The sequence below is a fragment of the Bradyrhizobium sp. USDA 3397 genome (genome assembly GCF_054060965.1).
The window spans coordinates 3,096,516-3,108,133 of the sequence record NZ_JBSSDS010000001.1; the positions used below are offsets into that span (position 1 = coordinate 3,096,516).

Annotated in this window: 10 protein-coding genes; 6 read left to right on the forward strand and 4 right to left on the reverse strand. The window is 61.1% G+C overall.

Going from position 1 to position 11,618, the window contains the following annotated elements; genetic code table 11:
* Positions 1 to 7: 7 nt before the first annotated feature.
* Positions 8 to 1,219, reverse strand: coding sequence for an acyltransferase family protein (locus ACVWYQ_RS14630; protein WP_404653461.1), 1,212 nt, complete (start codon positions 1,217 to 1,219; stop codon positions 8 to 10).
* Positions 1,220 to 1,702: 483 nt separating this feature from the next.
* Between ACVWYQ_RS14630 and ACVWYQ_RS14635 the strand changes: the two genes are divergently transcribed.
* The 3 genes from ACVWYQ_RS14635 (at position 1,703) to ACVWYQ_RS14645 (ending at position 5,322) form a co-directional block, all read left to right on the forward strand.
* Complete coding sequence (locus tag ACVWYQ_RS14635) at positions 1,703 to 2,377, forward strand: hypothetical protein (RefSeq protein ID WP_246732458.1); 675 nt, start codon at positions 1,703 to 1,705, stop codon at positions 2,375 to 2,377.
* 31 nt (positions 2,378 to 2,408) lie between these two features.
* A complete protein-coding gene (locus ACVWYQ_RS14640; protein ID WP_370129452.1) occupies positions 2,409 to 4,640 on the forward strand; it encodes a Wzz/FepE/Etk N-terminal domain-containing protein in 2,232 nt (743 codons plus the stop codon).
* A gap of 394 nt (positions 4,641 to 5,034) precedes the next feature.
* The gene (locus ACVWYQ_RS14645; RefSeq protein ID WP_036013954.1) at positions 5,035 to 5,322 is read left to right on the forward strand and encodes a hypothetical protein; all 288 of its coding nucleotides are present in this window, start codon (positions 5,035 to 5,037) and stop codon (positions 5,320 to 5,322) included.
* A 134-nt stretch (positions 5,323 to 5,456) separates the two neighbouring features.
* Here the strand turns inward: ACVWYQ_RS14645 and ACVWYQ_RS14650 are convergent, their stop codons facing one another.
* Positions 5,457 to 6,887 (reverse strand): undecaprenyl-phosphate glucose phosphotransferase, encoded by a 1,431-nt coding sequence (locus ACVWYQ_RS14650; RefSeq protein ID WP_370129450.1) that lies wholly within the window; start codon positions 6,885 to 6,887, stop codon positions 5,457 to 5,459.
* Between the two features lie 611 nt (positions 6,888 to 7,498).
* Here ACVWYQ_RS14650 and ACVWYQ_RS14655 point away from each other — a divergent pair.
* Positions 7,499 to 8,236 (forward strand): metallophosphoesterase, encoded by a 738-nt coding sequence (locus ACVWYQ_RS14655; RefSeq protein WP_081492935.1) that lies wholly within the window; start codon positions 7,499 to 7,501, stop codon positions 8,234 to 8,236.
* Between the two features lie 66 nt (positions 8,237 to 8,302).
* Here the strand turns inward: ACVWYQ_RS14655 and ACVWYQ_RS14660 are convergent, their stop codons facing one another.
* A complete protein-coding gene (locus ACVWYQ_RS14660) occupies positions 8,303 to 8,581 on the reverse strand; it encodes a hypothetical protein (RefSeq protein ID WP_271538510.1) in 279 nt (92 codons plus the stop codon).
* Positions 8,582 to 9,215: 634 nt separating this feature from the next.
* On the opposite strand from ACVWYQ_RS14660, the gene ACVWYQ_RS14665 reads away from it, so the two are divergent.
* The gene (locus ACVWYQ_RS14665; RefSeq protein WP_271538512.1) at positions 9,216 to 9,479 is read left to right on the forward strand and encodes a hypothetical protein; all 264 of its coding nucleotides are present in this window, start codon (positions 9,216 to 9,218) and stop codon (positions 9,477 to 9,479) included.
* Positions 9,480 to 10,131: 652 nt separating this feature from the next.
* Here the strand turns inward: ACVWYQ_RS14665 and ACVWYQ_RS14670 are convergent.
* Complete coding sequence (locus ACVWYQ_RS14670) at positions 10,132 to 10,554, reverse strand: excalibur calcium-binding domain-containing protein (RefSeq protein WP_456725730.1); 423 nt, start codon at positions 10,552 to 10,554, stop codon at positions 10,132 to 10,134.
* Between the two features lie 335 nt (positions 10,555 to 10,889).
* On the opposite strand from ACVWYQ_RS14670, the gene ACVWYQ_RS14675 reads away from it, so the two are divergent.
* A complete protein-coding gene (locus ACVWYQ_RS14675; RefSeq protein WP_456725731.1) occupies positions 10,890 to 11,600 on the forward strand; it encodes a hypothetical protein in 711 nt (236 codons plus the stop codon).
* The last annotated feature ends 18 nt before the right edge of the window (positions 11,601 to 11,618 follow it).

The following is an 11,618-nucleotide window of genomic DNA, read 5'->3' on the forward strand; positions in this document are numbered from 1 at the left end:
GCGCGGCTCAGTTGCTCAGCCGCGCCGATTGGGCGGGGGATGGCGCAAAATCCGGGGGGCTTCCGAATGCATTTCGCAGGAGCCTGCCGCCGGGAATTTCGACATAGAGATAGGTGAGGTGCGAAACCGCGAGCACGGCGGCCAGTGAAACGACGAGATTCAGCGTCGCCGGCAGGCCTGCCCAGATCGAATCCAGGGCGGCGATTCGCCCCGCCCCCACGCCCCGCACGAAGTATTCAGCCAGCAGCACCACGAGCGCGTGCACCATATAGATCGAGTACGAACGACGCCCCAACCAGATCAGCGGCTTGGCCACCAGGATCCGCGGCACCAGCAGCGCATCCGGAAAGGCCAGCAGGCTGCCGAGGAAGATCGCGAACATCACTGGCGCGAGGAAGGTCGCGGCAGGATTGGCCTCCGCCAGTGACACCAGGACGATGCTCGCGATCATGGCGACGAATTGCAATGCGCCCTGCACGGCAGGCCCCGGCTTGGCCGGCAGGCGATCGACGATCCTCACCATCAAGACGCCCAGGAAAAAGCCGACGAAGCAGCGTAGCAAGCCGAAATCCGTCTGAAGCTCGATGCTCTTCTTTTCGAGCACGAAGATGATGAAGACGAGACTTCCGACCGCGAGCAGCCCGGAGAGGACATAGAACCACGCCAGCGAGCGCATGCGCAGGGCAATGAGAACGATCAGACCAAACACCAGGTAGGTGTAGAACTCAACGCTGATGCTCCAGCTCGGCGCATTCCAGCTGAGATAGTCGATGAACCCCATCGAGTGGAGAAGCAGGACGTTGAGGCCGAAGGAATAGGCATTGTTCACTTCGAACGCCGCAGGCGCGGCGACGACCACCCCCGCCATGACCAGGCCGATGCGCAGCAGGCGAAAGACGAGGTTTGCCAGCAGCATGACGATATGCAGCGGGTAGACTCGCGCCAGGCGCCGTACCATAAATTCGCGCAGCGAGAAGCGCGTGAAGTCGTTCTCGACATAGCTGAGCGCCATGACCATTCCGCTGAGAACAAAGAACAGATCGACCAGCAGCCATGCACTCCTGAAGAAGGAGCAGTTGATCCAGGCGTTGTGCGGGAATGCCGCGAGAAAGGTTGGCATCAGCAGCAGATGGTGGATCACCACGGAAGTCGCGGCGATCCCCCGGATGCTGTCGAGCGGCAGGACGTGCGCCTTCTCACGATGAACCAACTCCGTCACATCAACATTCCGTAGCTGTTGCACCGCAGCAGTGTGTATCAGGTCTCAACGCGTGATCAATCTCTGCAATCACGGAGCCGCATTCGATGCATGACGACCGACAATAATTTCAAAGCTTGCAGATCATTCGGACATGCGAGCGCCAAGTTCATGCCACTTTTCATCCGACGTGCGCCTGCTTCGGCGCGCAAGCCAATCGGCATGGGATGATTGCGGGTATTTGCGCGCAAAGTGTGCACGAAATTCGGCACTGTTGCGATCGAGGCCCTTGCAGCACATTGATTGCTGCGTGCCAATGTCGCACGAAAAATTCTTTCGCCAACGGGGAACAATAACGCGCGTCGTGACTTGTGTCGGCTTTGCGACGAGCGGCTGCGCGAGTGCCCGATATGTTTTCAGGTTGCAACATTCATGGGCGTGATTTGCCGATCTCGCAGGCATTGTAGAGCTTGTTTTTGCAACCGGCGAACAAGCGAGCTCGGGTTGTTTTGTCGCCAGCTTTGCACCAGCTTTTGCGTCGCACAAAAAGATGACACAGTTACCTGTCAAGTTTCACCTGTTCTCCTATTGCAACAGAAGCAAGGAACACGGATGGGCCGCGGACTAATACGTCGTCATGCGCAGCCGCGATGGCTAGCGATTGTCTTGATTGGTTCTGCGCTGATCGTGTCGAGCGCCGGTGCTTGCCGCGCGCAGTGCGTCGAATTCTCGGACCGCGCCTCGCAACTCGAACTCGACACCTTCGTGAAGTCGCCGTCCTCGCTCCTCGAGCGGTTGCGCAATGACAAGGAGAAGTTGCGGTATTGGCTCGCGCGCTACGTCGCGACGAATCCGTCGGTCCTGCCGTCCGTCCAGACGCTCATCTCGGCGTCGGCTTCAGCCGATCGCTCGTCCATCGGCGCTGCGCTGCGCCTTGCCGAAGCACGTTGCACGTCGACCAAGCCGGACGCCGCGCGCAAGATCAGGGATTTCGTGCAGCGGATCGGCGATCTCAACGTGCAGGCCGGTTATTCCGGCGCCGGAGAGGACAGCTCCGGCGTCCAGGCCCAATCGCAAATCAAGACCTCGCCGCAGCCGGGCCGCGGCGGCGCCCTGCTCGAGGGCGAGTGGAGGACCAAGCTGGCCAATCCATTCAAGCCCGTCCCCCTTCCGAATTGATCCATGATCGTCAAAGGCAGCGAATTAGCACATGTACCAGCCTAGGGAACATTTCCAGTCGGGGCACCGATTCGGCATCGAATTCGGCGGGGCGGTCCTCAGCTTCGAGCGCGTGGCCGACGTCCTTCGCCGCCAATGGCCAATCATCGCGGTCTGTACGGGAGCTTCGCTGGCCCTGGTGATCGTCTACCTGGCCATGGCGCAGCCCATGTATACGGCAAATGCCCGCATCATGATGGATACGCGGCAGACGCAAGTTCTGGACAAGGACAGCAACGCCAGCAGCGCCCTGATCGACACGGGCTACGTCGACAGCCAGGTGGAGATCATCAACTCGGACGACCTCATTCTGTCCGTCGTCCGCCGCCTGAAGCTGACAGAAGACCCGGAGTTCAACGGCTCCAATCCCGGCCTGCTCTCTATCATCATCGGCAAGCTGACATCGCTATTCGGCTCCGGCGAACCAGCAAGCCAGGAGCGAATCGAACATGCGGTCGTCCAGCAGGTTCAGAAGAATCTGCGTACGGAGCGCGTGCTGACGACATATGTCCTGTCGCTGAGCTATAAAGCGCGGAGCCCCGACAAAGCCGCCAAGATCGCCAACGCGATCGCCAGTGCCTATCTCGTCGGCGCCCTGGAGGCCAAATATCAGTCCACCAAGCGGGCCACCGAATGGCTGCAGCAGCGCAGCCTCGAGCTGAGCGAGCAGGCATCGGCCAGCGATCGCGCCGTCCAGACCTTCAAGGCCGAGAACAACATCGTCGGAACCAGCCGCGGCCTGATGTCCGAGCAGCAATTGTCCGACCTCAACACGCAGCTAGTTCAGGCGCGGGCTGCGACCGCCGAAGCCAAGGCCCGGCTTGACCGGATCGACACGATTTCCGATCAGGATGTTGCGCAGTCGACCGTGACGGATGCCCTCAACAACTCGGTGATCACCCGTCTGCGCGCTCAATATCTCGACCTCCAGGCGCAATATGCCGACTGGTCCAGGCGCTACGGCAAGTCCCACCTTGCGGCGGTCAATCTGGCCAACAAGATGGAGGAGCTGCGCAAGAACATTGCTGACGAGCTGCGTCGGATCGCAGACGCCTATCGCAGCGACTATGAGATCGCGAAGAGCCGGGAGGCCTCGCTCGAGAAGAACGTAAAGGACCTCGTCGCCCAGGCCGGCAACAAGGGCCAGGCTGAGGTCAAGCTGCGCGATCTCGAAAGTGCCGCCGACACCTACCGCAATCTCTACAACAACTTCCTGGAAAAGCTGCAGAGCGCGACGCAGAACCAGAGCTTTCCCCTCAGCGAGGCCCGCCTCATCAGCACCGCCACCAAGCCGGACCGCAAGAGCTCGCCCCGGACGGTCCTCGCCCTCGTGGGCGGCCTGGTCGGCGGCCTCTGCCTCGGCTTCGGCGCGGCATTTGCGCGTGAACTGCTGAGCGACGTGCTGCGGACCCCCGGCGAGGTCGAGGATGAGCTCGGCGTGAAATGCCTCGGCGTGCTGCCGGACATACGTCCGCCGACGAAGGCCGGCGCGTTGCTCCCGACGTCAGCGAAGACCGGCTCTCCCGATCTCTCCCGCTACGTCGTCGATCATCCGTTCTCACGCTTTGCCGAGACCTTGCGCAACATCAAGGTTTCGATCGACGTCGCGCGTCTGACCCGCGAGATCAAGGTGATCGGAATCGTCTCCTCGCTTCCAAAGGAGGGCAAGACGACGGTGGCCGCCAATTTCGCGCAGCTGATCGCCCTCACCGGGCATCGCACGGTTCTGATCGACGGCGATCTGCACACGCGCTCGCTGACGCGGGAGCTCGCGCCCAACGCCAAGACCGGCCTCGTGGAGGCTCTCAACGATCCCGCGAACCTCGGCTACCACGTGCAGCGAAGCAAGGAGACGGGACTGGATTTCCTGCCCTCCGTAGTGGCCTCGCGCATGGTCAATTCGGCCGACGTCATCGGATCCAAGGCAATGGCCGAGCTGCTCAAGGTGCTGAAGGAGCACTACGAGTACATCGTGATCGATCTCGCCCCGGTGATGCCGGTGGCCGATTCCAAGGCCGTCAGCTTCCTGATCGACGCCATGGTCTACGTCATCGAATGGGGCCAGACCACGCGAACCGCTCTGCAGGAGTCGGTTTCGGGTTCGGAAGTCCTCCAGAAGAAGCTGATCGGCGCCGTGCTCAACCGTGCGAACCCGAAGATGCTCAAGCGCATCGAGGCCTACAAGGGCAAGCACCACAACAGCTATTACGTCGAGCACGCCTAGGCGGAGGCGAGGCGCCGCTCCCACTGAACAACTGGAATGAGCTCGGGCCCGTTGCCAATTGGCAGCGGGCCTTATTCGTGCTTGGCGGTCGCTTGGATGGGCATCCCCTGCGCCCTCGCGCACGGACCGGAGATGCGGCAAGCGCTCCGGACCTGCTCGCGGGCTCCGTATTCGTCCGGAATCCACAACTTGCAGTTATTGCTCTAGCCAAAAGCAAGGATTGACGGATACGGTGGTCGCCGGGAAAATTGTGCCGGTGCCATCAGCTGTCAATATGACGAGACGATCCGAGCCTTGAGGCCTGAAAATGCCGAAACTTTAGGCATCTTTCTTTCTCGGTTCCCCGGGGCTAATCTCGGCTCATTACTCGCAGTTATTTTTCCGGTAGGCTCGGATGCTGATCGTCCTGACGATTTTGACTATTTGGGTCCTGCTCAACATTCTGTTCGTGTTGATCGTGGTCCCTCCACGCAAGCCGCTCCGCCACCCCATGGCGACGACGCTCTCACCCGCGCCCATCGACCCGAGCCGGCGCCAGATCGAGCAGGACGAGCCTTTCTCGATCCGCCATGTCATCGTCTCCGTCGCAATGGGAGCCTTCTTCGTGCTCGTGCCGCCGCTGCTCGCGCTGCGCGATGCGATCATGCGGCTCTTCCGCAGGCCGCCGCGAAATGGAACCTGAAACCCCGGGACGGAGGTTTCCGGCGATTGAGAGATCGAGCGGCTAAAGCGCGATGCGATTAGGACGAATCGCCATCGCGCCTTTAGGAGCATGATCTTTTCGGAGAACCGCTACGCACTGTTCCGGATCATGCTCTAGTAGGCCTCCTGGAACATCACTGCGGACGCGGTGCGGGCCATGATCTTCAGGTCGAGCCAGATGCTCCAATTGCTGACGTACCAGACGTCGTACTCGACCCGCTTTTCCATCAGATCAATCGTTGGCGTTTCGCCCCTGAATCCGTTCACCTGAGCCCAGCCCGTCAGGCCCGGCTTCATGTGATGGCGGTAGACATACTTGCTGATCAGCTCGTCGTAGTAATTGTCATGGGCGAGCGCGTGCGGACGCGGTCCCACCAGCGACATGTCCCCCCGTAGCACGTTCCAGAGCTGCGGCAGCTCGTCGATGCTGGTCATGCGCAGGAAGCGCCCGATCTTGGTGACGCGGGCATCCCCCTTGGTCGCCTGGGTCACCGTGTCGCCATTCTCGGCCACCGTCATGGTGCGGAACTTCCAGATCTCGAACGGCTTGCCGTTGAAGCCGCGGCGCGACTGCCGGAATATGACGCTTCCCGGCGAATCCAGCTTGATCAGCACGGCTACCGTCAGCAGCAGCGGCGTCAGCAGCACGAGCGCGAACAGAGCGACGCCGACGTCGAGACAGCGCTTCTGCAGCCGCTCGAGAATGGTCAGCGGCGGCCGCTGAATCTCGACCGCGACGGTTCCGCTGACCGGCAGGAACGGACGGGTCACGAGGTCGGCAACGGAATCGTCCGGCAGCAGGCGAATGGGCTGCGGAACGGCGCGCAAATACGGCCCGAGCTTGCGCAGCATCGGCAATTCGTTCCAGTCGATCGCGAGCAGATATTCGTCGACGTTGGCCGCGCGCGACTGACGGATGACGTCGCGAATCTGCCGCTCCCATTGGCCGTCATCCCGGTCCTCTCCGAGCACGAAATGGCGCATGACGTCGAAGCCGTTCCTGCGCAAATCCTTGAAGCGGCTCGAGGTGAAGTCGAGCGGCTTCAGGCTGAGCAGGATCACCTTGCGGTCGACCAGGCGGCTTCTCGCAAAGCTCGTGCCGAACACGGCCTGCCAGACGAAGCGCAGGCTGATCAGACCGAGCCCGCCGATCACGGCGAAGACGATGACGGTGCCGCGCGACAGATTGTCGGTCGATTTCAGCAGGAAGGCCGCAACGGCGAGGATCGTGAGCGACGTCAGCCAGATAAAGGCCGCCATTCGAAGCTGCCAAACCAGATTGAGCAGGCGGTGCGTGGAATAGACGTCCCGGAAATAGGCGATCCCGACGAACACCACGCCGACAAACAATCCGGCTCCCACCGATGCACCGTCGGGCGGCGATGCGACCACCACGCCATACAGCGAAGCTCCCGCCGCGTAGCTCAGCAGGATCAACAGAAAGTCAGCAGCGATGACGACGACCTGAAAGGGCCTCTGAAGCGCACTGCCGCGCGCAGATGACAGCGCATGAGCGCTTTCAGAACCGTAAGTTGCAACAGCCATTCGAACCTCTGCGTATAGAGAGTGCCTGACGCTCATCGTGATGCTGAAGACTCGTCAATTCCCCGCACGGAAAGTGTTGGTCGATCGCAGCGACATTGTGGCGCTGCACGCGAAACTTTTGCGGCGCACGGACGATGTGTCGCGTTGAGATGCGCGGCGAAATTCGATGCGCTGAAAATGTCGTCACAGTGCTGACATACGAGCGAACGAACTGCCCTATTTTGAATCAAGTTCCGCATCCGATGCGACGCTATCGTTGCACGGGCCGCTGTTCGCTCAAGTTTGAGGCGCTGCTTGCTGCCGACGAACACAAACATCGGATCACTTGCGAGAATTTCCAGAGATTTCTATCTGCGGGTGTATGCGAGAATTTGCGACGAGTCATGCAGACTTGCCGCACACGCCGAGGCAGCGATGCAATTCCTACGGCCCCCTCTCGTTCCCGAAGAACATCAAACAAGTCGGCAAAAAATGCCGTGCCCTTCTTTTGGCGTGATCGGCACCGACAACGAGCTGCGGCCCCACGGAACTCGCGTTGTTCGCGTTGGATGGACGCTCTCCGGTGCCGGTGACTTGGGGATATTTTTCCGACCACCCGATCGATGAGCGCCATGAAATCTTTTGCGCGATCCCACCCGTCGCTTCCCAAACCGCAATTGCCGGACGGCGTCCGCATTTACGCGATCTCTGATATTCACGGCTGCGCGCATCTGCTCGAGCCCATGCTGCGGGTGATCGACGCCGACGTTGCGCGCAGCCGGCCGCGCTATGCCGTCGAAGTCTTCATGGGTGACTACATCGATCGCGGCCCGGATACGCGGTCCACCCTCGACATCCTGGTCGAGCGGAGCCGCCGGGGAAATGCGGTCTTCCTCAAGGGCAACCACGAGGCCTTTCTGGTGAGGGTGTTCGAAGACCCTTCATTGTTCGAGGACTGGATCGCCTTCGGCGGGACCCAGACATTGATGTCCTACGGGCTTGCTCCGCCCGATCTCAGGCGCGACGAGCCGGCATCGATCCTGCGCGACTTGATTCGCGCCATGCCGACCGAGCATCTGGAATTCCTGGACAATCTGCGGCTGAGCTTCAGTTGCGGAGACTTCTTCTTCGTCCACGCCGGCGTTCGCCCGGGCGTGCCGCTCGCCGAGCAGACCGAGCGCGATCTGCTCTGGATTCGCGAGGAATTCCTGCAGAGCGAGGAGCAGTTCGGCAAATATATCGTCCACGGCCATACGCCGGTCCGCAGCGCCGAACTACTGGCCAACCGCGCCAATATCGACACCGGCGCCTATGCGACCGGCAACCTCACCCTGATGAGCATCCAGGGAAGCCGCATGCTCGCGGTGTGATGAGCTTCAGCCTCCTGCCACCGATGCGCGAGACCGTCTCAGGGAGGAAATGGACGTTCGCGATCTCTAGTTGAGCAATTGCGGCTGCGCCGGCCGCGCACGCGTCTGGGCCATCCAGTCGCTCCAGGCTCGCTCGTGCTTGACGTAGAGCTCCACCCAACGTTCGCCATGCCTGGCCTCTCGGACGCGCGCCGCCTCCCCGAGCAGCTCGGCGCCGGGACGGGTGTCCGGCTTGTCCAGCGCTTCGAACTCGATCGTTTCCGAGATCGTCAGACCGACGAGCACGCGCTGTCCGCCGCCGTCCACGATGTAGCGTCGCGGCGCATCCTTCTTGGGCTCACTCATGTCGTCATGTCCCATCGGGTTCAGTGTGAAGCTGGATACCGTCATCGAATGGGACGATGCCTAGAAGGCTCGCCGAGCGTGGCCGAACGTCGAGGTCGGAGCGGGCCGCGAGGCCCGGCGCGAGGCGCTGCTGGATGAGCTCACGGCTCTTCGTTGGACGCGCCAGGCGCGTAGCGCGTATCCGAGAATGAGACCAGCGCCGAAAATGGAAGCAGAGACAAACGCAGTAGTCATGAGAGTCGTCCTGGGAGTCGTCCTGGATCGTGCGCGTCCTATCAAGAGTGAGCAGTGTGTCGACATCATGGTTCTCGAGGATTCACGAGCGCCGAAAAAATGTTCAAGGTTCGATCGCTTCCATGCATGCCGCGCGCGTGGCAAAGCTGCCGACCTCTGTCTGACCTCGTCACGGCCGGAGGTGATCATCGAACACTCTCTATATATGACGACCACATATCTAAGAGACGTTCTCGCAGCCCAATGCATCAAGGCTCGTCGCGGTCGATCCGACGCGCCTCGGCGAGACCATGCGCTCCTGCAACCGGAAATTCGGCGTCAGCCGGCCTGCCCGTACCCTTGCAACCATCCGGAACCCGTCGCATTATCACCCATCGCATTTCATGAGGGATTCAATCCAATGAACTTCCGCGCCCTTATTCCAACCATTGCCCTGGCCGCTCTCGGCCTCACTTTGGCAGCATCCGCGACATCAGCCGCCGAGCTCGCGCTTGCCCCGTCACAGCGGGCGGCCGCCGTCCAGGGCGGACTTGTGTTCTGGGACGACGTCTACCCGCCGGCGGTCTATGGCCCGCAGCTTCGCCCGGCCGAAGAAGTCGCAGCGATGAAGGCGCAGGCACGGCCGGTGTCGCAGCGCTGGTGGGGTTATTGGTACGTGCGGTAAAGGCAACCGGAGCGACACGCTAAGCGCACCCAACCGTCCTCATCAACCGCCGCGCCCGAGCAAACGGCCGCGGCGGTTTTTGTTTGACTCACTCTCTTAGTGCTTTTGGGAGAGCGGCCGAACAAGCGTGGCCGACGGCGAACAGGGAAACTCGCGCCTCCGCCCGCCCATAGCCCAAGCTACGCCGACATTAAAAACGCCCGTCTAAAAGTGCAAAAAGCGCCGGCGATCAATTCCCTGCTTACAGGGAATTTTGCAGGGAAAAATGCCCGTCGCAGGGGCGCCAACGGGCGTAAAATCCGAAATGAGGGTTGAAATCGCAGGCATTGCGTCGCGGCGCATTGAAATCCTAACAGGGAAATTCCGTCGATGATCAGGGAACATGCTCGCGTCAATCAGGCAAGACCTCTTGCCGCCTCATGTTGGAAGGGATTGGGTTTGGCTCTGGGGTATTGAGGTCCGCAAGGAGAGGCTCTCCCACGAGCGCACGATGGCCCAGCATGCAGTTGCCAACAATGCAGGATCAGGTCTCGAAGTGACAACATCTCGGACGGGTTAAATGCAGCAGCGCATGCGATCATGGATCGGGACCGCTCTTCACCGACGGCCAACACTGCCACTTACTGAGACCCGTCACGCATGCCGGCGTGACTCAGTCTGAGTTGGCCGTTGCTGCGGTTCGTTGCGGGACCTCTGCCCGATGTGGCCGCCATGGTTCGCAAGCAACCCCATCCCCGTCGCGATCGTGGTGCTGCCAATAGCCGGGCTCTCCGCGCCGCGCGGGTGCTAAGCCGACCAAGCGGGCAAAATCGCAATTGGGAGCGGACGCGATGTGTTTGAGCGTTGTCGTGACCGGCCACGGGCTCGAAACAAGCAGCGAAATTGCCGGATATGCGGCCAACAAGGCAGCGATTGCGATCAATGCCGTGATGGCCCTGCGCAGCCTAGCAGAGCGCAGCTTGGGGGTACGATCATGGCGCGCCGATACCGCACGGAAACGACGCTGCAAATCGCGCAGTCGCTGTTCAGGACCGGGACCGGGACGAATGGGATTGAGGTTGGGAAGGTGGGGCATGACATGATCAAAGTAACGTCACTGAAATCTTCTATCACGAACCAGGATCGCGCCCGACCTGCTCCGTCACGCCCGGCTCAGTGGGGGCGAATGGGCGCAACGGGACTGATCCTAGCGGCCGCAGCTTCGGCCAGTCTCCTGCACAAATTGAGCGCGGCGTCAGTATTGCGGCCATAGAAGAACATGGTCGTGGACCGGCCCGCCAGGCTGGACGCTGCAAGTTTCGCGGCTTGGCTTCATTCCGCATCTAGCCTAGCATTGACTTGGTTTTAAGCGAAACCGCCTCGGCCCACGACCTTCATAGCGATGCGGACCTTATCGCGACGGCGATGTCGTTGGCCGATCGACTTGCTTTGTATGAGCCGCACCCTGCGATGCGCCTTCAAAACCTCAGCTTTGATGATTGGCTGGAGCACGCCTTTGGACGCGAGGTTCGCTTTCAGCAAGCACCGTGGTACTTCGATCCCGAGCATGATTGGTGGGATCCGCCGGCGGTAGAAGCCGTGTCTTATCTCACCCGACTGTTTGAAGACCCGGAGCCAGCGTTACAGGGATTTGCTGACAGCCAAATCGCACAGGGCCTAACCTACCTTGTGAATACCAATGCCGGCGGCGATAGCAGGTGGCTTTGTTCAACTGATGTTCCGGTCGAAGACCGTGTTCGCGGCGTCACCTCTGTCGCGGCGCTGTTTGCGAAATTGTTCGAGCCTCGTTGCGACCCTAGCCTGTCCCACCTGAGCGAAGCCGCCAGCAAAGCCCTAAACGGTGTTTGCTACATGTGGTGGGATGCGTTTCCGAGCTTGGCTCTCCCCGACGATCCCGCCCTGCCAACGCTCCACGATTGCGCGCTGCAAACCATGGACCGCATCCTTCAGCTTAAATCGATCGCCTGTCAGGAAAGTGCTCTCCACGGCCTTGGGCACTGGCACCGCGACTACAGCGATAAAGTCAGCCAGATCATCGACCGCTTCTGCGAGGCGCATGCCGGGATCGACCCGCGCCTGTCGGCCTATGCCCAATCGGCTCGGTGCGGATGCGTCCTGTGATCCCGCGGCAGTGGCGCC